This window comes from Allomuricauda sp. CP2A, from assembly GCF_001683915.1.
In the GTDB taxonomy this organism is placed as follows: domain Bacteria; phylum Bacteroidota; class Bacteroidia; order Flavobacteriales; family Flavobacteriaceae; genus Flagellimonas.
Map to the genome: position 1 here is coordinate 62,584 of NZ_LXTT01000139.1, position 21,749 is coordinate 84,332.

The 21,749-nt window shown below is 42.9% G+C and carries 23 protein-coding genes; 6 read left to right on the forward strand and 17 right to left on the reverse strand.

Annotation, left to right across the window (positions count from 1 at the left end):
- The 16 genes from hisH to A7D14_RS16620 form a co-directional block, all read right to left on the reverse strand.
- Window positions 1-585: an imidazole glycerol phosphate synthase subunit HisH gene (hisH, locus tag A7D14_RS16545; RefSeq protein WP_067037118.1), complete on the reverse strand. Its 585-nt coding sequence runs from the start codon at window positions 583-585 to the stop codon at window positions 1-3.
- Window positions 586-1,722, reverse strand: a complete 1,137-nt coding sequence (hisB, locus tag A7D14_RS16550) for a bifunctional histidinol-phosphatase/imidazoleglycerol-phosphate dehydratase HisB (protein ID WP_067037125.1) — start codon at window positions 1,720-1,722, stop codon at window positions 586-588.
- Window positions 1,722-2,771 carry a histidinol-phosphate transaminase gene (gene hisC / locus A7D14_RS16555; RefSeq protein ID WP_067037127.1) on the reverse strand — a complete coding sequence of 350 codons (1,050 nt, stop codon included), beginning with the start codon at window positions 2,769-2,771 and terminating at the stop codon, window positions 1,722-1,724. The genes hisB and hisC overlap by 1 nt, the downstream gene beginning before the upstream one ends.
- 59 nt (window positions 2,772-2,830) lie before the next feature.
- Window positions 2,831-4,120: a histidinol dehydrogenase gene (gene hisD / locus A7D14_RS16560; protein ID WP_067037129.1), complete on the reverse strand. Its 1,290-nt coding sequence runs from the start codon at window positions 4,118-4,120 to the stop codon at window positions 2,831-2,833.
- Window positions 4,113-4,553, reverse strand: a complete 441-nt coding sequence (locus A7D14_RS16565) for a GNAT family N-acetyltransferase (protein WP_067037131.1) — start codon at window positions 4,551-4,553, stop codon at window positions 4,113-4,115. Before A7D14_RS16565 ends, hisD begins: the two co-directional genes overlap by 8 nt.
- A gap of 10 nt (window positions 4,554-4,563) precedes the next feature.
- A complete protein-coding gene (gene hisG, locus A7D14_RS16570; RefSeq protein ID WP_067037133.1) occupies window positions 4,564-5,421 on the reverse strand; it encodes an ATP phosphoribosyltransferase in 858 nt (285 codons plus the stop codon).
- Between the two features lie 200 nt (window positions 5,422-5,621).
- On the reverse strand, window positions 5,622-6,437 hold the full coding sequence (locus tag A7D14_RS16575) for a prohibitin family protein (RefSeq protein ID WP_067037135.1): 816 nt from the start codon (window positions 6,435-6,437) through the stop codon (window positions 5,622-5,624).
- Window positions 6,438-6,446: 9 nt separating this feature from the next.
- On the reverse strand, window positions 6,447-8,480 hold the full coding sequence (locus A7D14_RS16580; RefSeq protein ID WP_067037137.1) for a VWA domain-containing protein: 2,034 nt from the start codon (window positions 8,478-8,480) through the stop codon (window positions 6,447-6,449).
- A gap of 6 nt (window positions 8,481-8,486) precedes the next feature.
- On the reverse strand, window positions 8,487-9,236 hold the full coding sequence (gene fabG / locus A7D14_RS16585; RefSeq protein ID WP_067037139.1) for a 3-oxoacyl-[acyl-carrier-protein] reductase: 750 nt from the start codon (window positions 9,234-9,236) through the stop codon (window positions 8,487-8,489).
- 105 nt (window positions 9,237-9,341) lie between these two features.
- Window positions 9,342-10,214: a succinate--CoA ligase subunit alpha gene (sucD, locus tag A7D14_RS16590; RefSeq protein ID WP_067037141.1), complete on the reverse strand. Its 873-nt coding sequence runs from the start codon at window positions 10,212-10,214 to the stop codon at window positions 9,342-9,344.
- Between the two features lie 59 nt (window positions 10,215-10,273).
- Window positions 10,274-11,209, reverse strand: a complete 936-nt coding sequence (locus A7D14_RS16595; RefSeq protein ID WP_067037144.1) for a UDP-3-O-(3-hydroxymyristoyl)glucosamine N-acyltransferase — start codon at window positions 11,207-11,209, stop codon at window positions 10,274-10,276.
- A gap of 5 nt (window positions 11,210-11,214) precedes the next feature.
- Window positions 11,215-11,781 carry an elongation factor P gene (gene efp / locus A7D14_RS16600; RefSeq protein ID WP_067037146.1) on the reverse strand — a complete coding sequence of 189 codons (567 nt, stop codon included), beginning with the start codon at window positions 11,779-11,781 and terminating at the stop codon, window positions 11,215-11,217.
- Between the two features lie 4 nt (window positions 11,782-11,785).
- The gene (gene lpxA / locus A7D14_RS16605; protein WP_067037148.1) at window positions 11,786-12,571 is read right to left on the reverse strand and encodes an acyl-ACP--UDP-N-acetylglucosamine O-acyltransferase; all 786 of its coding nucleotides are present in this window, start codon (window positions 12,569-12,571) and stop codon (window positions 11,786-11,788) included.
- The gene (locus tag A7D14_RS16610) at window positions 12,572-13,984 is read right to left on the reverse strand and encodes a bifunctional UDP-3-O-[3-hydroxymyristoyl] N-acetylglucosamine deacetylase/3-hydroxyacyl-ACP dehydratase (protein ID WP_067037171.1); all 1,413 of its coding nucleotides are present in this window, start codon (window positions 13,982-13,984) and stop codon (window positions 12,572-12,574) included.
- Window positions 13,971-15,002, reverse strand: coding sequence for a UDP-3-O-(3-hydroxymyristoyl)glucosamine N-acyltransferase (lpxD, locus tag A7D14_RS16615; protein WP_067037149.1), 1,032 nt, complete (start codon window positions 15,000-15,002; stop codon window positions 13,971-13,973). Before lpxD ends, A7D14_RS16610 begins: the two co-directional genes overlap by 14 nt.
- 23 nt (window positions 15,003-15,025) lie before the next feature.
- On the reverse strand, window positions 15,026-16,252 hold the full coding sequence (locus tag A7D14_RS16620; RefSeq protein ID WP_067037173.1) for an HD domain-containing protein: 1,227 nt from the start codon (window positions 16,250-16,252) through the stop codon (window positions 15,026-15,028).
- 36 nt (window positions 16,253-16,288) lie between these two features.
- Between A7D14_RS16620 and A7D14_RS16625 the strand changes: the two genes are divergently transcribed.
- The 6 genes from A7D14_RS16625 (at window position 16,289) to A7D14_RS16645 (ending at window position 20,804) form a co-directional block, all read left to right on the forward strand.
- On the forward strand, window positions 16,289-17,833 hold the full coding sequence (locus tag A7D14_RS16625) for a PglZ domain-containing protein (RefSeq protein WP_067037150.1): 1,545 nt from the start codon (window positions 16,289-16,291) through the stop codon (window positions 17,831-17,833).
- Window positions 17,834-17,839: 6 nt separating this feature from the next.
- Window positions 17,840-18,256, forward strand: coding sequence for a tRNA (adenosine(37)-N6)-threonylcarbamoyltransferase complex ATPase subunit type 1 TsaE (gene tsaE / locus A7D14_RS16630; protein ID WP_067037151.1), 417 nt, complete (start codon window positions 17,840-17,842; stop codon window positions 18,254-18,256).
- Between the two features lie 174 nt (window positions 18,257-18,430).
- The gene (locus A7D14_RS20460) at window positions 18,431-18,565 is read left to right on the forward strand and encodes a hypothetical protein (protein ID WP_255307480.1); all 135 of its coding nucleotides are present in this window, start codon (window positions 18,431-18,433) and stop codon (window positions 18,563-18,565) included.
- Between the two features lie 85 nt (window positions 18,566-18,650).
- The gene (locus A7D14_RS16635) at window positions 18,651-19,193 is read left to right on the forward strand and encodes a hypothetical protein (RefSeq protein ID WP_067037153.1); all 543 of its coding nucleotides are present in this window, start codon (window positions 18,651-18,653) and stop codon (window positions 19,191-19,193) included.
- Window positions 19,194-19,240: 47 nt separating this feature from the next.
- Window positions 19,241-20,440, forward strand: a complete 1,200-nt coding sequence (locus A7D14_RS16640) for an alanine dehydrogenase (RefSeq protein ID WP_067037155.1) — start codon at window positions 19,241-19,243, stop codon at window positions 20,438-20,440.
- A gap of 4 nt (window positions 20,441-20,444) precedes the next feature.
- Entirely contained in the window at window positions 20,445-20,804 is a 360-nt protein-coding gene (locus A7D14_RS16645; protein ID WP_067037159.1) for a hypothetical protein, read from the forward strand.
- On the opposite strand, the gene A7D14_RS16650 is transcribed toward A7D14_RS16645, so the two are convergent.
- Window positions 20,801-21,749, reverse strand: a 949-nt coding sequence (locus A7D14_RS16650) for a proline dehydrogenase family protein (protein WP_067037175.1), incomplete at its 5' end; no start/stop codon positions are given. The genes A7D14_RS16645 and A7D14_RS16650 overlap by 4 nt on opposite strands.

Consider the following 21,749-nt stretch of genomic DNA (forward strand, 5'->3'; position numbering starts at 1 on the left):
TTAGATGACCGTTAAAAAGTTTTTCAATATTTCACTGCCCACATCACTGCTTTTTTCAGGGTGAAATTGCACACCGTAGAAATTGTCCTTCTGCAAGGCCGCACTATAGGGCAAGGCATATTCTGATGTTGCTATCGTTTCCGCATCCAAAGGCGCATAAAAACTGTGCACCAAATAAATATAGGATTTGTCAGGAATTCCCTTGAACAAATCGGTTTTTAAGTCCGTAATTTGGTTCCACCCAATCTGCGGTACTTTTACGGTTTTTGGGAATTTTACCACATCCAAATCAAAAATATTCAGTCCTTTTGTATTGCCCTCTTCGGATGACCTGCACATCAACTGCATTCCCAGACAGATGCCCAAAACGGGCTGTTTTAATTGGGGAATGATTTTATCCAAACCACTGGCCCTTAATTTTGCCATGGCCGAACTAGCCTCACCCACTCCGGGAAAAATGACCTTATCCGCATTTTGGATTTCTTCCACAGCATGGCTCAAAACAGCTTCATAACCAAGCCTTTTTATAGCGAACATAATGCTCTGGATGTTTCCCGCACCGTAATCGATTATGACTATTTTCATCTACAGCATTCCTTTTGTTGAGGGCAGCACCATTTTCTCAGCATCCCGCTTTACCGCCATTTTAATGGATTTGGCAAAGGCCTTGAAAATCGCTTCAATTTTATGGTGCTCATTGGTGCCTTCCGCTTTAATGTTCAAATTGGCTTTGGCACCATCGGTAAAGGATTTAAAGAAGTGCAAAAACATCTCGGTGGGCATGTCTCCCACTTTTTCCCGTTTGAAATCTGCATCCCAAACCAGCCAGTTTCGCCCTCCAAAATCAATGGCGACCTGCGCCAAACAGTCATCCATCGGTAGACAAAATCCGTAGCGTTCTATGCCAAGCTTGTTTCCGAGCGCTTTTGAGAACACTTCGCCCAACGCAATGGCTGTATCCTCAATCGTATGGTGCTCATCCACTTCCAAATCACCGTCCACTTTTATTTCCAAATCCATTTGACCGTGACGTGCCAATTGGTCCAACATGTGGTCAAAAAAAGCCAGACCAGTTTGTATGTCGCTCTTGCCGGCTCCATCCAAATTCAACTTGATCTGGATATCCGTTTCATTGGTCTTTCTGGAAATTTCCGCGATGCGGTTCTCTAACTTCAAAAACTCATAGATCTTTTCCCAATCGTTGCTTTCCAAAGCGATGTATTCATCCAATTCGTCACGCTTCACAGTGATTTCCCCTGTTCCCAAATGGGTTTCATCATTGATGAAAATGCCTTTGGCACCCAAATTTTTGGCCAGTTCCATATCCGTCAACCGATCACCGAGCACAAAGGAATTTTTTAGGTCATATTCTTCAGAAAAATAAGAAGTGAGCATACCGGTTCCTGGTTTTCGGGTATCGGCATTGTCCTTTGGAAATGTTCGATCAATAAAAACCTGATCAAATACAATCCCTTCGTTTTCAAAAGATTTTAAGATAAAATTCTGCACCGGCCAAAAGGTTTCCTCTGGAAAAATGTCGGTGCCCAACCCATCTTGATTGGTCACCATTGCCAATTCATAATCCAGTTCTTTGGCTATTTTCCCCAAATAGGTAAACACTTTTGGGTAAAATGATATCTTCTCAAAAGCATCAATCTGCTCGTCTGCGGTTTCCTTGATGATGGTCCCATCGCGATCAATAAATAGTACTTTCTTGCCCATTATCCCAATTGTTTTAAAATGGCTATCAATTTTTTGTTCTCATCTGGTGTTCCCACGGTGAACCGGAGGGTGTTTTCACATAACGGCTGTGTGCTCCGGTTCCGAACCACTACCCCTTTTTCCAATAATTCTTGATATCGCTGGTCGGCATTATCTACTTTGACCAGCACAAAATTGGCATCGGTGGGATAAATTTCTTGCACAAATCCTACTCCTTTTAGTGCCTCAATCAATGCTCCCCGTTCCAGTAAAATCTGTTTCACCTCTTTTTCAACGGCATCTTGATTCAACACTCGTTTCAAGGCCTGTTGCTGTGTAAGCTGATTGACATTGTAGGGAGGCTTGATTTTGTTCAGAACAGCAATGATTTCTTCTGATGCATAACAAATCCCCAATCGAATCCCTGCCATACCGTAAGCTTTGGACAGGGTTTGTGTGACAATGAGATTGGGATATTTTTCCAATTGGGAAAGCCAACTCTTCTGTTCCGAAAAATCAATATAGGCCTCATCAATTACCACCAAACCTTGAAAATTTTCCAATAGTTCTTGTACTTTTTCTCTGGAGAATGCATTCCCAGTTGGATTGTTGGGCGAGCAGATGAACAATAACTTGCTGTTTTCATCAACTGCCTTTAAAATTTCAGAAACATTGGGCTCAAAATCAACCGTCAACAACACCTCCCTATTTTCCACCGCATTGATACCCACCAAAACTTTGTACATGCCATACGTTGGCGGTAGGGTGATGATATTATCTTGATTGGGTTCACAAAAAGCGCGGAAAATGAGGTCCAAAACTTCATCGCTGCCATTGCCGAGCAGCATATTGGTTTCTGAAACCCCTTTCTGTTCTGCCAAAAGTGATTTTAAGCTACGCTGATACGGGTCAGGATAGCGATTCATTCCATTCTCAAATGGATTTTCGTTGGCATCCAAAAAAATCATTTCAGAACCGTCCGAGACATATTCGTCCCGGGCGGAGGAATAGGGTTGTATGTTTTTCACATTTTCCCTGATCAAAGATGTTATGTTGAATATTTTATTCATTTTTATGGGTCTCGACTTTAGTTTATCCTGAGCAAAGTCGAAGGGCTCAACCTGACACTTTAATTCGTTTCTAAACTTTTCAATCGAAGGGTTACTGCATTCTTATGGGCCTGCAAGCCTTCGGCTTCGGCCATCAACTCAATGGCATTTCCAATTTGACCCATGCCTTCTTCGGATATTTTCTGAAAAGTCATGCTCTTCATAAAACTATCAAGGTTTACCCCGCTGTACTGCTTGGCATACCCATTTGTTGGTAACGTATGATTGGTACCCGAAGCATAGTCCCCAGCACTTTCCGGAGTGTAATTTCCGATAAATACCGAACCTGCATTTTGAATAGTATCGATATAGAAATCTTCATTTTCCACACAAACAATAAAATGCTCAGGGCCATATTCGTTGATCAAGTCCATGGCGGTTTCGTCATTCTCAACCAAAATCAATTTGCTGTTGGCGATGGACTTTTCTGCGATTTCTTGCCGAGGCAAAGCTTTAATTTGTTCTTCAATTTCTTTTTCCACAGCATTAATCAAACTCTCCGAAGTGGACACCAGAATTACCTGGCTATCCACGCCGTGTTCTGCCTGACTCAACAAATCCGAAGCCACAAAAGCGGGGTTTGCAGTATCATCGGCCACAACCAGAAGCTCACTTGGTCCCGCAGGCATATCGATGGCGACATTGTGCTTGGTAGCCAATTGTTTCGCCACAGTGACATATTGATTTCCCGGTCCAAATATTTTGTACACTTTGGGAATGGATTCCGTGCCAAAGGTCATCCCGGCAATGGCCTGAATCCCCCCTACTTTAAAAATTTGCGTCACGCCACATAGCTGCGCCGTATACAAAATTGTGGGATTGACCTCTCCATCTTTATTGGGTGGCGTGCACAGCACAATTTCTTCACATCCTGCAATTTTGGCGGGTACGGCCAACATCAATATAGTGGAAAATAAAGGTGCTGTTCCGCCAGGAATGTACAAACCCACCTTTTGAATGGGGCGTTTTTCTTGCCAGCATTGTACACCGGGCATGGTTTCTACTTCTACCTTTTTGGTTTTTTGGACGGCATGGAACGTTTCAATATTCCCCTTTGCCAAAGCAATGGCTTGTTTCAACTCAGGAGACACTTTTTTTGATGCCTCCTCAATTTCCAAATCCGTTACCAAAAGAGAATCCAATGTGGCACCATCAAATTTTTGGGTGTACTTTTTTATGGCTGCATCACCTTTCGCCCTGACATTATCGAAAACATCATTCACAGTAGCTTCAATATCCCCAACCGTTTGGGTGGGGCGTTGAAGCAATTGCAGCCAGTCTTTTCTATCTGGATTACTGATTTTATTCATCCCTTAATCTTTTGATCATGTGATAGCCCAATGGTACATAACCGTGACTTTCCCAGAATTTTTTCCCTCTCGCGTTCTTCGCATAACAGTTTACTTCTGCCGTTTCACAACCAATTTCGTTGGCATAATTGACCAAAAAATCCATCATGAGTTTTCCAATACCCTTTCCTTGGTAATTGGGCGATATGATCACATTGTCCGGCTCCAGATGCTTGCCCGCATAGAGTTTGTTGAGTACCCAAACCCCACAGATTCCGATCAGCTGCTCGCCATCATACACTCCAATACATTTATAGCCCATGGGAATCATTTCGGTCAACCGATTTTCCAAAACTTCCATTGAAATCCGTTCCCCATTGAGCATATATGCCAATGGTAAAATACTTTTCAAGTTTTCAATGGGAATCCATGTCATGGTAAATTGCGTTTCCATATCACAACTATTACATAACCATTTTTTCAATAGGACAAACCAAAATACCTTCAGCTCCGGCTTGTTTCAGTTCATCGATGACCTCCCAGAAAGTATCCCGTGTAATGACAGAATGCACGGAGCTCCAACCTTCCTCTGCCAAGGGCAATACCGTGGGGCTGCGCATTCCGGGAAGAATGGAAATGATTTGGTCCAGTTTGTCGTTTGGAGCATTCAGTAGCACGTACTTGTTCTGTCTGGCTTGCAACACGGACTTGATCCGGAACTGCATCTTTTTCAGGATTTCCTTTCGTTCTTCCGAAATTTTCGGGGAAACGGCCAGCACGGCTTCACTTTTTAAAATAACCTCTACTTCTTTCAAGTTATTTTTGAACAGGGTGCTTCCACTGGAAACTATATCACAGATGCCATCTGCCAAACCAATATTGGGAGCAATCTCCACCGAACCGGTAATAATGTGCAAATCTGCTGTCACCCCTTTTGATTTTAAATACTCAATGACGGTGTTGGGGTATGAGGTGGCTATTTTTTTGCCTTCAAAATCCTTTACAGAATTGTATTTCACCGTCTTTGGAACCGCCAAGGAAACCTTGCATTTTGAAAAGTTGAGTTTCTCGGCTATGGAAATGTCCTTTCCCTTTTCCACCAATACGTTCTCGCCGATAATGGCAATGTCCACCACCCCATCCCTAAGGTATTGGGGGATATCCCCGTTCCTTAAATAAAATACTTCCAAAGGAAAATTTCGGGAAGTAGCCTTTAATTGGTCTTTACCATTATCAATGGAAATTCCACAGTCTTTTAAAATAGCAAGGGAATCCTCGTTTAAACGCCCGCTTTTTTGAACTGCAATCCTAATTTTTGTCATTTTTCAATCGTTTTGTCTGAAAAAACCAAAGGGATACAAAAAATAAACCCGTTTGATTTCTCAAACGGGTTAGAATATATTTTAAAAACAACAATACATTTCTATCTCGCTTGAGGGCAAGTATAAAAATGGTGATGTGTGTTTTTGTTTCTCATTTCGATTCAAAAGTAGGATATATTTTTATATCAAAAAAGAGAAAATTAGTTATTTCCCAAAATTAATGGTAATCCATCATCACCGGAGCCCACCACAACCACTTTGGCATTTGGGGATTCCGCAAGTTTTAGGGTTGCATCTATTCCTTTGTCCTGAAGAATTTTATCGGTAAGTGAGGCGCTGAGTATTCGGTTGGCATCTGCCTTACCTTGGGCTTCAATTCGAACCTTTTCAGCTTCTTTCGAAGCTGTTACCAATCGAAACTCATACTCCAACGATTCTTGCTCTTGCCTTAACTTACGTTCAATGGCATCTTTTATGGTAGGTGGCAAAGTTACATCCCTAACCAGTACCTCATTTAACTGGACGTATTGGTCAGCAACAATTTTTTGGGTTTCCTCAAATATTTCTTGCTGAATGGCATCCCGTTTACTGGAATACAACTGTTCAGGGGTATACCGCCCAACTACACTACGTGCAGCAGAACGGATAGCTGGAAGCAATACACGTTCAATATATTGCTCACTTTTTTCTTGGTGCAATTTTCCAAGCTCATTGTAATCGGGTTGAAACCAAACAGAGGCTTCCAATTTAATATCCAATCCGTTGGATGAGAGTACATTCATTTTTTCCAACCTTTCCTGTTGGCGAACCTCATAAATGTATACTCGGTTCCAAGGGGCCACCAAATGGAATCCCTCTCCCAAAGGTGGTTCGTCGGTAACGACACCTCCACCGAAATATTTATACAAAACGCCGGCTTCCCCGGAACCAATGGAAACGGTTGACCTCGACATAAATATGATGAGAATGATGATGCCCACAATGGCAGGCAGTGCAATTTTTGGTAATCTGTCCATATATTTAATTTATATTAATCCATTATACTTTCTGATGAACCATTCCAAGGCAAGAGCTAGGATAATCAATCCCAATAAAATACGGAAATCTATTAAAGATACAACATTTTGACGGCTCTTTTGAACCGGGAGATAGCGTTGTGAGGTTGATAGATCATTAATCAACTCATCCAAACGGTCCGGGTAATATAGTTTTCCGCTTGTTTTCCCGGCCAACCGTTGCAACTTGTCATAATTGGAAGAGATGAGCTGCTTTTCCGGATTAAAGTCCAAAATCTTGAATGTACTGGAACGTTTCAAATTTTCGCCTTCAACGGTAACGGTAAACTGATACGCTCCCGCCTCCAAATCGCTTAGGTCCACTTCATAGAAATTTCCCTTGAGCAACATGGGGGATTCGCGATTAAAATCGTTATTTTTTCCTTGGATGGCAATGGTGATGTTGGCACTGGAATCAAATTGATAGCTTTCATCAAAATAGGATGCCCTAATTCGGGCCATGCTTGCATTGTCGTAGACCAGTTCAAAATCCAATTCCAATCGACTTCGTTGTTCGCTACTGCCCAAGTACACCATAAGATTGCCCATGAGCTCATCAAAATTACTGAAATTTTGGGTGTTGCGATACGTTTGGGCACGCCATCTCCAGATATTCTCCCCAAACAGAACGGCCTCCCGTTGTTTTCCTTCTGCAAGTACAGCAAACAAAGGTTGGTCCAAATCCACTCCCTTGATTTGTTGAAACAATAGGATTTCCCCACTCTTTTGAAGGTTGATGCCGCCCAAATTTCCTTTTAATGGCGGAAAATTATCCACATTAAAGTTCCCAAGACCAAACACCCCAAAAGTATTGTTGAGCACGGGGAGGATATCCTCGGACTGATTGATGTTCTCCTTGACAAAACTTTGCTGAACCCGATTTAAAAAGTTCCAATCCGTTTTTGCGCCAGTGATGGTAAAAATGCTTTTTCCAGATGTTGTGACGTAGTCATAAATGCCCCTAAAATTTCGGTTGGGCTGGTAGAGAATCAAAATATCGGCATCCTCGGCCACTGTAATTGCAGTAGTTGGCTTTACAATACTTACCGAACGCTGTTCATTGGCCTCAATGGACTTTTTCAATGCACCAATATCAGGATGTAAGATATCAGAAACGATGACCACGTTGGTTTTTTCATCGATGACCTCAATGGCGGTTTCCTTACTGTTGTTGAATTGGTTTTTTTCATTTTCAAGGGCTTCCACCTCAATTTTTAGGGTCTTTACCCCCACACTCTTGGCTTCAATAAGGGTATTGAGGGTCTGGCTGTTTTTTGAAGCATCAAAATTGACACGTTGTTGGTGCACTCGATTTCCATCCAAAAAAATGGATACGGTTTTTGAAACAGGACGGGAACCTCGATACAAAATCGTCGCCTCTACGGGAAACTGGTTCCGAAGGAAGGCATAGGTATTGGTATTGACCAATCCCACGGAAATGTCCTCATACGCCGTGGTGTCCCCTACCACAACTGGGTTCACGGATAAATTGGCTCCCAGGTTTATGAATTCGTAATCCCGGCCCAAAGTCTGGTTGCCATCGGATATCAACACTACGGCGTTCGTGCCATTTACAAAAATCTCATGTGCTGTGGAAAGGGCGTTGGAAATGTCTGTGTTGTTTTTATTGAATTGGAGCGAATCGGTGGCTTGCAGATTCGTTCCAAACGCATATTGATGAATGGAAAAGCGTTCATTTAATTCGACATTGGCTTTAAGTTGGTCCACCACCTGTTGAACTGGTGTTTCGGATTGGGCTTCCAACATGGATGAAGAATCGTCCACCAAAACAATGAGGTTGGCTTTTTCCAAGAAGTAATCCCGATCGATGAATTTGGGATTGATCAACAGCAAAAAGGCACAGAACAAGGTAATGAACCGCAGTGCGGCCAAAACAATTTTCAGGGAACCCTTTCGGGGATTTTTATAGAAATATTGATAAAAAACTAGGGTAAGCGCGGTAATCGCTGCAAGAACAATAAGGAGTACCGTGCGTAAATCCATTCAATACTATGTTAACATGCCACCGTCCACGTTGAGCACTTGCCCGGTAACATAATCCGATAAGTCCGAAGCCAAATACAAACACGCATTGGCCACATCTTCAGGGCTTCCACCTCTTTTTAATGGAATGGCATCCCGCCAACCCTGTACGGTCTTTTCATCCAATTTATCGGTCATCTCGGTTTCAATGAAGCCCGGAGCGATAGCGTTGCAACGAATATTACGTGAACCCAATTCCAAAGCCACGGATTTGGTAAATCCGATCATTCCCGCTTTGGAAGCCGCATAGTTGGTCTGTCCGGCATTTCCTTTCACACCAACAACACTGCTCATATTGATGATGGACCCTTTTCGCTGCTTCAACATGGTACGCTGCACAGCTTTGGTCATGTTAAAGACGGATTTCAGGTTGATTTCAATCACCTTGTCAAAATCCTCTTCGCCCATTCGCATCAACAGGTTATCCTTGGTGATGCCTGCATTATTGATCAGCACATCGATTCGTCCATCAAAATCCTCCAAAACTTGGGCAACCAAGGTTTCGGCTTCTGCAAAACTGGCCGCATTGCTTTTGTAGGCCTTGGCGGTAACGCCCATTTCCGTGAGTTCTTTTTCCAACTCCAAAGCAGGTGCTTCACTGGAACTATAGGTAAACGCTACATTGGCGCCGTGTTTTGCGAAAACTTGGGCTATTCCCTTTCCAATTCCCCTACTTGCTCCCGTTATGATTACGTTTTTGCCTTCCAAAAGTTTCATGATAATCGTGTTTGAATGGTTATCAACCAAATATAGTTGTTGTTTTATGTTTTTAAAGAAAAAAATCCCGCATAAAACGGGATTTAGAATAGTTTTAACGGTTGGTTATCCAACCACTTCTTTCACTTTTACGCCTATTTCAGCGGGTGAATCCACTACGTGGATGCCACATTCGCGCATGATTCGTTTTTTGGCTTGTGCCGTATCATCGCTTCCGCCAACAATGGCTCCGGCGTGTCCCATGGTACGTCCGGCTGGGGCTGTTTCACCAGCAATAAAACCAACAATGGGTTTTTTGCTTCCACTTTCTTTATACCATTTGGCAGCATCGGCCTCCAATTGACCTCCAATCTCCCCGATCATCACCACACATTCAGTCTCTGGGTCATTGATCAACAATTGAACGGCTTGTTTGGTAGTGGTTCCAATAATGGGGTCGCCACCAATACCAATGGCCGTAGTGATTCCCAATCCTTGGCGAACCACCTGGTCGGCAGCTTCATAGGTCAACGTACCTGATTTGGATACGATGCCTACATTTCCTTTTTTGAAGACAAAACCAGGCATGATACCCACTTTGGCTTCTCCTGGAGTGATGACACCCGGACAGTTTGGGCCAACAAGCGTGCAATCTTTCTCTTTAATATAGTCATTGGCCTTTACCATATCGGCCACAGGAATCCCTTCGGTAATGGTAATGATCACTTTGATCCCAGCATCAGCGGCCTCCATAATGGCATCCGCAGCAAAAGCAGGTGGCACAAAAATAATCGTGGTATTGGCACCAACTTCCTTAACCGCTTCTTCAACGGTGTTGAAAACGGGTTTTCCCAAGTGTTCTTGTCCACCTTTTCCCGGGGTAACTCCGCCAACAATGTTGGTTCCATATTCAATCATTTGTTCGGCATGAAATGTTCCTTCACTACCGGTAAAACCTTGTACAATTATTTTTGAATCTTTGTTTACTAAGACGCTCATATGTTAAACTTAATTAGGTGCAAAAATAAACTTTGCGAGGGGTTTTGACTATTGATTTTTTAATTCTTTTTTAATTTTTCGAGGATTTCGGGAATCTGCCTTACATGTGCTATCTGTTTCATCTTCTCTCTTGCTTCTTCAACTGGACTTCCAAAATAGGTCTTGCCACCTTCCAAGGATTTGGAAACTCCCGTTTGCGCATATACCACTGCTTTTTTACCGATGGTGGCACCACTGATGATCCCAACCTGACCCCATAGCGTCACTTCATCCTCAATGACCACACAACCAGCAATGCCCACTTGGGATGCGATCAAACATTTTTTTCCGATTACCGTGTCATGCCCAACTTGGATCTGATTATCCAATTTGGAACCTTCCTTAATGGTAGTGTCACCAGTAACGCCCCGGTCAATGGTACATGATGCCCCAATGTCTACACGGTCTTCAATAACTACCCTTCCTCCTGAAAGGAGTTTGTCAAAGCCTTCCGGTCTGTTCTTGTAGTAAAATGCATCGGCTCCGAGCACAGTTCCCGAATGGATAGTGACATTATTGCCAATAATACAATTATCATAAATGGTAACATTGGGATGAATCACACAATGTTGACCAATTTTCACATGGTTTCCTATAAATACATTGGGCTGGATAATGGTTCCCTCACCAATTTCTGCCGTATCTGAAATGGAAGCATTGGCACTTTGAAAGGGTTTAAAGTGACGGGTCAACTTGTTGAAATCCCGAAATGGATCATCCGAAATCAATAAGGCCTTTCCTTTGGGGCAATCCACCTTTTTATTGATGAGCACCACGGATGCCTTGGACTGCAAGGCTTTGTCGTAATATTTGGGGTGGTCCACAAATACAATATCACCTTCCTCCACTACGTGGATTTCATTCATGCCGAATATGGGAAAGGTATCGTCCCCAACATAATCGGATCCAATGATTTCTGAAATCTCTTTTAAGGTGTGGGCTTTAGGAAATTTCATTCCCCTTATTCTTTAGCGCGTTCCAGATAGGCTGCTTTCTCCGTATCTATTTTTATCTTGTCCCCTTCATTGATGAACAGTGGCACATTGATTCGGGCACCAGTCTCCACGGTGGCGGGCTTGGTGGCGTTTGTTGCCGTATTTCCTTTGACTCCGGGTTCGGTATGGGTCACTTCCAGAACAACACTGGCGGGCATTTCCACCGAAAGTGGCATGTTGTCCTCCGCATTGAAGATAATGGTCACCACTTCACCTTCCTTCAATAGGTCGGGTGCATCCAACGCATCTTTTTGCAAAGCAATTTGGTTGTAATCGTCCGTATTCATAAAATGAAAGGTGTCCCCTTCAGGATATAGATATTGGTACGAGCGAGTTTCAACCCGAACATCCTCAATTTTATGTCCTGCTGAAAAGGTGTTGTCCACAACCTTTCCTGTGGTAACGCTTTTCAATTTTGTTCGGACAAAGGCCGGCCCTTTTCCGGGTTTTACGTGAAGAAACTCCACAATTTTATAAATGTCGTGGTTGTACCGGATGCACAACCCTTTTCGTATATCAGACGTGCTTGCCATAAATTTAATTTGAACTAAAATAACCTTTCATGATTCCCCTTTGCGAATCCCGGATGAATTGAAGTATTTCATCGCGCTCCGGGGTTGCTTCCATTTCAGCTTCTATGATGGATGCCGCTTGGGAATTGTTATAGTTTTGTTGATATAGTATTCTGTATATATTTTGGATTTCCCTGATTTTGTCGGCCTCAAATCCTCTTCGTCGCAATCCTATGGAATTTATCCCAACGTAGGAAAGGGGTTCCCGTGCGGCCTTAACAAAAGGCGGAACATCTTTTCGGACCAAAGAGCCTCCCGTAACAAAAGCATGGTTGCCAATGGATACGAACTGGTGAACCGCCACCATTCCTGCCAAAACCACATTCTGACCAATGGTGACATGGCCCGCCAAAGTGGAATTGTTGCTGAAAATACAACCATCTCCAACAATACAGTCATGGGCCACGTGGCAATAGGCCATGATCAAACAGTTGTTGCCAATCACGGTTTTCATTCGGTCTGATGTCCCTTTATTAATGGTGGCACATTCCCGAATGGTGGTATTATCTCCAATTTGAACCGTGGTATCTTCTCCTTGGTACTTTAAGTCTTGGGGCATTGCCGATATAACGGCACCGGGGAAAATATTACAGTTTTTTCCAATGCGTGCTCCTTCCATGATGGTTACATTTGACCCAATCCAAGTGCCTTCTCCAATGGTCACGTTGTTGTGAATGGTAGTAAAGGGTTCAATCACTACATTTTTGGCAATCTTGGCTCCTGGGTGTACATATGCTAGGGGCTGGTTCATCTACGAATCTGTGTTTTTGGTTTTAACGATCTGCGCCATCAATTCCGCTTCTGAAACCAATTTGCCATTGGCGTAGGCATAGGCCTGCATGTGACAAATTCCCCGTCGAATAGGTGAAATCAAATCGCATTTAAAAATTAAAGTATCCCCTGGAACCACTTGCTGTTTAAACTTAACATTATCAATCTTCATAAAGAAAGTCAAGTAGTTTTCTGGGTCAGGAACGGTGCTCAGCACCAAAATTCCTCCGGTCTGTGCCATGGCCTCCACTTGTAAGACCCCTGGCATAACAGGTGCTCCAGGGAAATGTCCAACAAAGAAAGGTTCGTTCATTGTCACGTTCTTGACACCTACAACATGGGTGTCTGAAAGCTCCAATATCTTATCCACCAACAAAAAAGGAGGCCTGTGCGGCAACATGTTCATGATCTGTTTAACGTCCATCAAAGGCGTTTGGTGAAGATCATAGGTTGGAACTTTGTTTCGCTTTTCGATTTTAATGATTTTAGAAAGCTTTTTTGCAAACTGTGTGTTCACAAAGTGGCCTGGTTTATTGGCAATGACCTTTCCTCGGATTCGGGTTCCGGCCAAGGCCAAGTCCCCTACTACATCGAGCAATTTATGCCTTGCGGCTTCATTTGGATAATGGAGGGTAAGGTTGTCCAAGATGCCGTTGGGCTTAACGGACAGTTTCTTCTTGTTGAACGCCTTTTCCAATTTTTTCATTGTGGATTCTGAAATCTCCTTATCCACATACACAATGGCATTGTTCAAGTCCCCTCCCTTGATCAGACCATGCTCCAAAAGCATTTCCAATTCATGGAGAAAACTGAAGGTGCGGGCATCGGCAATATCTTCCTTGAAATCTGAAATTCTTTCCAAAGTGGCATTCTGTGTGCCCAATACTTTGGTGCCGAAATCTACCATGGTAGTAACCTGATAATGATCGGAAGGTATCACAGTAATTTCACTGCCTGTGGTCTCATCTTTATAGGAAATGACATCTTTAACAATGTACTCTTCGCGCTCTTGCTCTTGTTCCACAATTCCTGCTTCTTCCAAAGCTTTTACAAAATACTTGGATGACCCATCCATAATGGGAGGTTCGGGGGAATCAAGTTCTATCAGCACATTGTCAATGTCCAGCCCCACCAAAGCGGCCAAAACATGTTCGGAAGTTTGGATTTTCACTCCATTTTTTTCCAAGTTGGTCCCGCGTTGGGTATTGACCACATAGTTGGCATCGGCCTCAATTATGGGTTCACCTTCCAGATCTACACGCTTAAAGGCAAAGCCATGATTTTCTTTTGCGGGCACAAAACTCATGGTAACGTTCTCGCCTGTGTGCAACCCTACTCCTTGTAGCGTTACTTTCTTTCCTATGGTGCGTTGCTTATTGCTAATTTTGCTCACCTTCAACCTTTTTTTCTATGTTGGAGATTTGATTTACCAATTTTGGTAAATTTTTAAAGTGTACATAAGATTTATTGAAATCGCCGTAGTTTAATGCCGGTGATCCCTGAAGCACTTCATCATCCTTAACATTTCTTCCAATGCCGGATTGTGCCTGGATCTTTACGCGATCTCCTATGGTAATATGGCCTACAATGCCAACTTGCCCACCAATAAGGCAGTTTCTTCCAATCTTGGTAGATCCTGCAATGCCTGTTTGGGCAGCTATTGCGGTATGTTCGCCAATTTCAACATTATGGGCGATCTGGATCTGATTGTCCAGCTTAACGCCCTTACGGAGTATTGTGGATCCCAAGGTGGCCCGGTCAATGGTTGTTCCGGCACCAACGTCCACGTTGTCTTCCAAAATTACATTGCCGGTTTGGGGCACTTTGCTGTATTCCCCATTGGCATTTGGGGTGAAGCCAAAACCATCGGCGCCAATGATCACACCGCTGTGAATGGTACAATTGTTTCCGATTAAGGATTCTGAGTATATCTTGGCCCCGGCAAAGATGATTACATCATTGCCAATGGTGACATTATCCCCTATATATACATTGGGATAAACTTTTACGTTGGTCCCTATTTTAACGTTCTCCCCCAAATAGGAAAAAGCCCCTAAATAAAATCCCTCTCCGTATTGGGCATTTTCAGAAACAAAGGAGGGCGTTTCAATTCCTACTTTATTGTTCTTTACCTTGTTGTAGTATTCCAATAATTTGGAAAAGGATTTGTAGGCGTCATCCACTTTGATCAATGTTGTGGACAGGGATTGTTCCGGAATAAAATCCTTGTTTACAATGGTGATGGATGCTTTGGTGGAATAGATGTAAGAAGTATATTTTGGATTGGCCAAAAACGTCAACGAGCCTTTCTCGCCTTCCTCGATCTTGGATAATTTATGAACAGCGATTTGAGGATTTCCCTCAACTTCCCCCTCTAGGATTCCGGCAATTTGGGTCGCTGTAAATTTCATTTGTGCAAAAGTAACAAAATTTGTCAAACAGCTTCCTTGGGATAGCAGCTATAATATTTGGTCACGGTTGTGGACAATGCTTTTAAACTGAGTTGATCAGATTCTTTGAGCACATCGGTTATCTTTCCATTCTTTTTGAGAATGTTAATGGCCTGTTGTTCTTCACTATACGCCTTGTTCGATATTTCGCCCTGAAACACAAAGTTGGCGGCATCTTCTGGCGAAAGATCGTACATTTGGATGATTTCCAGTAATTTTTTTTCCATTTTTTGAGGATCTGCCGGTCGCTTTTTTATCTTGATGTGCAACAACTTCCGATCAAGCAACATCCCACACATTTTTGAAAGCACAAAATCATCATGGGACTGCCAAGATTTTAAGGCACCCAAAATATCCACATCATCCAACCGGGCAAAAATGGACAATACTTCAGCATCAAAATGAATGGTACCGTTCTGTTTCAGAAAAAACAGTAGCGGCCTGCTCCCTTCCAAGTCATTTCCTTCAGATAGGAGCTTACGGGCCCGCTGCATGATTCGCACAAGCAACTGCTCGGCAACCAGCCCTGTTTTGTGCAGATATACCTGCCAATACATGAACCTTCGGGCCATAAGGAATTTTTCAACGGCATAGATGCCCTTCTCCTCAACAACAAGATTGCCTTCGGCAACATTGAGCATGGAGATCAGCCGTTCCGAGTTGATGTTTCCCTCTGTTACCCCCGCATAAAAACAGTCTCGTTTTAGATAATCCATTCGGTCCATATCCAGCTGACTGGACACCAACTGATTCATAAAAGGTTTGGGGTATTCCCCTTTGAATATGGAAATGGCGGTGCTCAATTGCCCATTAAACTCCTTATTGAGTTCCATCATGAATTTGAGTGAAAGCGATTCGTGGCTTAAGTCCCTGACCACAAACCTTTCCAGGGCATGGGAAAAAGGACCGTGGCCCATATCATGCAAAAGAATGGCACAGAGCAAGCCTGTTTCTTCATCTTCGGAAATCTCCACCCCTTTTAATTTTAGGACTTGGATGGCCTTGTCCATGAGGTGCATGCTTCCCAGCGCATGGTGAAAACGGGTGTGGTGCGCTCCGGGATATACCAAATAGGACATGCCCATTTGTGAAATCCGGCGTAGCCGCTGAAAGTACGGATGGCCTATCAGCTTAAAAATAAGTTCATTTGGAGTTCCAATAAAACCGTAAATTGGATCGTTAAAAACGTTAAGCTTATTGGTTTTTACCAAGGAAGTTTGTTTTAATGCCACAAAGATAACTACTATATGAACAAGATTACAATTCTTTGGGTCGATGATGAAATTGATCTGCTAAAACCTCACATTCTTTTTTTAGAAAGTAAAAATTACACCGTAGTTACCAGTCAGAGTGGACAAGATGCTTTGGAGGAGCTACGCAACTCTTTTTTCGACATTATTTTTCTGGATGAAAACATGCCCGGGATTTCCGGTTTGGAAACCCTCAATGAAATCAAGAAGCTGGATGCTTCCATTCCCGTGGTGATGATCACCAAGAGCGAGGAGGAATATATTATGGACGAGGCCATTGGTTCCAAGATTGCCGATTACCTCATCAAACCCGTAAACCCAAATCAAATATTATTGTCCTTGAAAAAAAGCTTGGACAATTCGCGATTGGTCTCTGAGAAGACCACCTCAAGCTACCAGCAGGAATTCAGGAAAATTGCCATGGACCTCTCCATGGTAAATAGCTGCGACGAATGGGCCGAGCTTTATAAAAAATTGATCTATTGGGAATTGCAATTGGAAGAAATCGAGGATTCCGGAATGTTCGAGATTTTGGAGTCCCAAAAAGTGGAGGCCAATTCCCAGTTCAGCAAATTTGTGGACAAGAATTACAAGAGCTGGTTCAAAGATGGGGACGCTCCCATTATGTCGCACACGCTTTTTCGAAATAAAATCCAGCCTGAGTTGGAAGGAAACAAGACGTTGATGGTGGTCATTGACAATCTTCGTTACGATCAATGGCTGGCTTTTGAGGAAACTTTATCGGTACACTACAAGAAAAAACAGGAAAGTGCTTATTTCAGTATTCTTCCAACCGCAACTCAATATGCGCGGAACGCCATTTTTTCGGGCTTGATGCCTTTGGACATGGAAAAGCAATATCCCAATTGGTGGAAAAACGACACGGACGATGGCGGAAAAAACCTTTTTGAAGCCGATTTTTTGGGAGCACAATTGAAGCGTCTGGGCCTCAATCTAAAATGGGAATATCATAAAATCAGCAACCTAAAACAGGGAAGACAGCTGGCCCAGAATTTTAAATCACAAAAAGAGAACGATCTTACGGTGGTGGTCTATAATTTTGTGGACATGCTTTCCCATTCCAAAACCGAAATGGAGGTCGTAAAAGAGTTGGCATCCAATGACAAAGCGTATAGGTCGCTTACCTTGAGCTGGTTTAAAAACTCGCCTTTATTGGATATTATACAACAAGCCCAAAGTTTGGGGATGAAACTCATCTTGACCACGGATCATGGCACCATAAACGTAAAGCAACCTTCCAAGGTCATCGGAGATCGTGAGACCAGCCTCAACCTCAGGTACAAAACAGGAAAAAGCCTTACCTATGAGGATAAGGATGTTTTGGCCTCAAAAAGCCCTCAGGATATTCATTTGCCGAACATCAACCTGAGCAGCAGCTATATTTTTGCCAAGAACGACCTCTTTTTCGCCTATCCCAATAATTACAATCACTACGTGAGCTATTATCGAAATACGTATCAACATGGTGGGGTTTCTTTGGAAGAAATGATAGTTCCTTTTGTAGTTTTGGAGGCAAAATAAACTGAATTGAAAAAAACGTTCCAATTAAATGAGATCCAAGAGGTGGCCAAGGCCATTATTGAGGTCACCCCGGGCAAGCAACTCTGTTTTTACGGTGAGATGGGCGCCGGCAAAACCACGTTAATTAAAGCATTGGTCAAAGAATTGGGAGCTGTGGACAGTGGAAGCAGCCCCACTTTTGGTCTTGTAAACGAATACCATGATGCAAAAGGCCATTTGTTGGCCTATCATTTTGATTTTTATCGGTTGGAGGATGAAACCGAGGCCCTTGACATGGGACTTGAAGATTATTTAAATTCCGAGGCTTGGGTTTTTATGGAATGGCCTGAAAAAATAAAGTCGCTCTTACCTGACGATGTTGTACCCCTTTTCTTGCATTTGGTCGATGAAAATACACGTTCAGTCGAGTTAAATATTCGTTAAAGACCTTTCCTGTTATCTTCAACGTGTTGTTCTACAATATTGTGTCGAATCGATAAAATGAACATTTTTTACGTTAAAATGCAATTTTTATCGACAAAACGTAGTGTAGGTTGAAATATTTTCCTACATTTGTATTGTAGATGAATTCATTTATTAACCAAAAACTCTTTTACGATGAACACTAAAAAAGTTTTTTTTGGACTACTTGCTGTTGCTTTTTTGGCAATGACTGCGGTTTCAACTGGTACTATCGACATTGATAAGGACCAAACCGTAAGCGTTAAGAAAAAAGACATCGGTAAGATGTAACAGTCAAAAAGATTATTCTTTTAGAACCCCTTCTCGCAAGGGGTTTTTTTATACAATAAAAGCTGGCATCTGTAGTTATACATGTATGCGCAGTAAGAAAAAGATAAGAAAACGTTTTGTTCTTGAGGGGCTGATTACTTTGCTTATAGTGCTATCGCCCATCATGTTTTATTCGTATAAATACATGCCCAGTGATACTGAGTCATTGGACTTTATCTTGTTTAAGGTTGGTACAAATGGATTTGCCGATGCCAGGACGGCAGTCTGGTTTTATCTCATTAAACTGATTCCGTTGGTTTTGCTGGTCATTTGGTTTGTTACCAGCAAACAATGGTGGTATCATGCTGTACTGATCCCCATTTCCATGTACAGTTTTCAATTGTACAGTGCCATATTTGAAAGTTCCCAAGAAGTAGATGAGAATGAGGTGTTCTATGTGATTGCCGTTTCCATGGTGGTGGTGCCCATTGTATATTTTATCCGGGTAAAGTTGGTGGACAAACACGTTCACGGGATTGATCTGGATGCCATGGACACCGAACTGCAAATATTGAAGGAAAAAGAAGAGCTTCGAAAAGAGCGTGAGAAACTGGAAGAACGCCAAAAGACCCTTTCAAAAAAAGTGTAAATTTGTTTTCTTACCTTGATGTGGTACGATGAACTGATTTACTACTTATGAACCAACCATCATCCCCTTTTAGCAGACAGCAACTTTTGCCCCAAGAAGAAACCTTGGAGGTTTTGAAACAGAAGGGAGAACTTTTTATAGGTATTCCCAAGGAAAACCAATACCAAGAAAAGCGCATTTGCCTTACCCCAGACGCTGTCAATGCCATTACTGCCCATGGGCATAGGGTTTTGATCGAATCCGGTGCCGGGGACGGCGCCAATTTTTCGGATATTGACTATACCAATGCCGGTGCCGAGATCACAAGGGATGTTAAGAAGGTGTTTTCTTGTTCGATCATTCTTAAAGTGGAGCCCCCCACCCTATCCGAAATAGATTTACTGAATCCACAGACCATCATAATTTCCGCATTACAAATTAAGACCCAACAGAAGGAATATTTTGAGACCATGGCCAAAAAACGACTTACGGCCATTGCCTTTGAATATATTAGGGATGAAGATGGCAATTATCCGGCGGTAAGGTCCTTGAGTGAAATTGCTGGGATTTCCTCCATCCTGATCGCATCTGAACTGATGGCCACAACAAGCAAGGGAAACGGATTGATGTTCGGCAACATCAGTGGCGTGCCCCCGGTGGAGGTGGTGATCATTGGAGCGGGGACCGTTGGTGAATTTGCAGCCAGGTCGGCCTTGGGATTAGGGGCCAACATAAAGGTATTTGACAATTCCATCAGTAAGTTGAGACACATTCAGACCAATCTTAACCGCACCATTTACACCTCTACCATTCAGCCCAAAAATCTTATAAAAGCCCTGAAGCGCTGCGATGTTGCCATCGGTGCCACCCGTGGCAAAGATCGTTCACCGGTCGTGGTTTCCAGTACCATGGTGGAAAATATGAAGAAAGGGGCGGTCATTATAGATGTGAGTATTGATATGGGAGGTTGTTTTGAAACTTCAGAAATAACGAGTCACAACAAACCCACTATCGATAAATTTGGGGTTATCCATTACGGAGTGCCCAACATCCCATCCCGATACCCCAGAACATCCTCGATTTCCATCAGCAATATATTTACGCCCTATCTTCTTAAAATTGGTGAAGACGGTGGCCTGGAACATTCCCTGAGATTTGATAAAGGCTTGCGAAATGGGCTTTACATGTACCATGGCATCTTGACCAATAAATCTGTCGGGGACTGGTTTGGATTGAATTACAACGATATTAATTTCCTTATTTTTTAATTGAATGGCATTTTTACGGCGCTTGGGATGGTATTTGGTAGGCCTATCCATTGGAATAGTTTTTTTGGTGTTCTTCCTGAAGAAAAAATCGGGTGAAGAGGGAATAGATTTCTGCTATTTTCCCAATTGTAGGGTATTGAAGGACATGCGCTCCAAGCCATTGACTTTTGGGGAGGCACTGCCCGAAAAATACAGGGATACCATCTTGATCAAATCCTTTTTGACCGATGGCGATATTGATTTTGGAAAAAGCGATACCAAGTCTGAGCCGTGTAAGACCTATATTGTTGAACAAGATGCCCAAATCCTAAGGGTAAAGAACTGCCCGGATAAGATAATAGTGGAAAACGTGGGTATAAATTAAGAATCCAACTTCCTCCTCTTCCTTTCTTTCTGTATCAAAGCCAGTTCCCTTGAGGTTTGTCCGGCCACCGAAGTGTTCTCCTCCGCCCTTCGGATCAGGTAGGGCATTACATCCCGGACCGGACCGTAAGGCACGTATTTAACAGCGTTATAGCCTTGGGCGGCCAAGTTGTAAGTGATATGGTCGCTCATCCCAAAAAGTTGGCCAAACCAAACGCTCCCATCCGAAGGATCTATGTTTTTTTCTCTCATGTGATCGATCAATTTAAAGGAACTCTCCTCATTATGGGTCCCCGCAAAAATGGTAATCTGTTCCAAGTGCTCCATAATATACGCTAAGGCCGAATTGAAATTCTCATCCGTTTCTTGTTTGGATCTACAGATAGGGCTGGTATATCCGTTTTCTTGGGCTCGCTCATTTTCTTTTTCCATATAAGCGCCCCGCACCACTTTTGCCCCAATGGTAAAGTTTTCTTCCTTGGCAATTTTGTGGAGCTTTTTCAAGTAGTCCATGCGATCCCAACGATACATTTGGAAGGTGTTGAAGACAACCGTTTTTTCCGTATTGTATTTGCGCATCATATCCAACACCAGATCATCCGCAGCATCCTGCATCCAACTTTCTTCGGCATCTATGAGCAAAGACACCTCAAGGTCGTGGGCCTTTTTGCAGACTTTTTCATACCGATTGATGATGCGTCCCCACTCTGCTGACTCACTTTCGGTCAGCGTTTTGCCGGCACTGACTTTTTCATAGAGTTTGAACCGTCCGAAACCACTGGGTTTGAACACGGCAAAAGGGATAGCATCTTTTTCCTTGACAAAATCCAGGATTTCCAATGTCTTTTCCAAGGCAAAATCAAACTGATTGTCCGCTTCCTTTCCCTCTGCAGAATAATCCAAAATGGAAAACACGCCCTTTCCATACATATTATCAATTACAGGA

Coding starts and splice junctions, on each gene's coding strand:
- A7D14_RS16580 (WP_067037137.1), bottom strand. CDS start 8,480: ATGGATTTACGCACGGTACTCCTTATTGTTCTTGCAGCGATTACCGCG.
- sucD (WP_067037141.1), bottom strand. CDS start 10,214: ATGAGCGTCTTAGTAAACAAAGATTCAAAAATAATTGTACAAGGTTTT.
- hisC (WP_067037127.1), bottom strand. CDS start 2,771: ATGAATAAAATATTCAACATAACATCTTTGATCAGGGAAAATGTGAAA.
- efp (WP_067037146.1), bottom strand. CDS start 11,781: ATGGCAAGCACGTCTGATATACGAAAAGGGTTGTGCATCCGGTACAAC.
- A7D14_RS16575 (WP_067037135.1), bottom strand. CDS start 6,437: ATGGACAGATTACCAAAAATTGCACTGCCTGCCATTGTGGGCATCATC.
- hisD (WP_067037129.1), bottom strand. CDS start 4,120: ATGAATAAAATCAGTAATCCAGATAGAAAAGACTGGCTGCAATTGCTT.
- lpxD (WP_067037149.1), bottom strand. CDS start 15,002: ATGAAATTTACAGCGACCCAAATTGCCGGAATCCTAGAGGGGGAAGTT.
- A7D14_RS16625 (WP_067037150.1), top strand. CDS start 16,289: ATGAACAAGATTACAATTCTTTGGGTCGATGATGAAATTGATCTGCTA.
- A7D14_RS20460 (WP_255307480.1), top strand. CDS start 18,431: ATGAACACTAAAAAAGTTTTTTTTGGACTACTTGCTGTTGCTTTTTTG.
- A7D14_RS16640 (WP_067037155.1), top strand. CDS start 19,241: ATGAACCAACCATCATCCCCTTTTAGCAGACAGCAACTTTTGCCCCAA.
- hisB (WP_067037125.1), bottom strand. CDS start 1,722: ATGGGCAAGAAAGTACTATTTATTGATCGCGATGGGACCATCATCAAG.
- hisH (WP_067037118.1), bottom strand. CDS start 585: ATGAAAATAGTCATAATCGATTACGGTGCGGGAAACATCCAGAGCATT.
- lpxA (WP_067037148.1), bottom strand. CDS start 12,571: ATGAACCAGCCCCTAGCATATGTACACCCAGGAGCCAAGATTGCCAAA.
- A7D14_RS16565 (WP_067037131.1), bottom strand. CDS start 4,553: ATGGAAACGCAATTTACCATGACATGGATTCCCATTGAAAACTTGAAA.
- A7D14_RS16595 (WP_067037144.1), bottom strand. CDS start 11,209: ATGAAATTTCCTAAAGCCCACACCTTAAAAGAGATTTCAGAAATCATT.
- fabG (WP_067037139.1), bottom strand. CDS start 9,236: ATGAAACTTTTGGAAGGCAAAAACGTAATCATAACGGGAGCAAGTAGG.
- hisG (WP_067037133.1), bottom strand. CDS start 5,421: ATGACAAAAATTAGGATTGCAGTTCAAAAAAGCGGGCGTTTAAACGAG.
- A7D14_RS16635 (WP_067037153.1), top strand. CDS start 18,651: ATGCGCAGTAAGAAAAAGATAAGAAAACGTTTTGTTCTTGAGGGGCTG.
- A7D14_RS16645 (WP_067037159.1), top strand. CDS start 20,445: ATGGCATTTTTACGGCGCTTGGGATGGTATTTGGTAGGCCTATCCATT.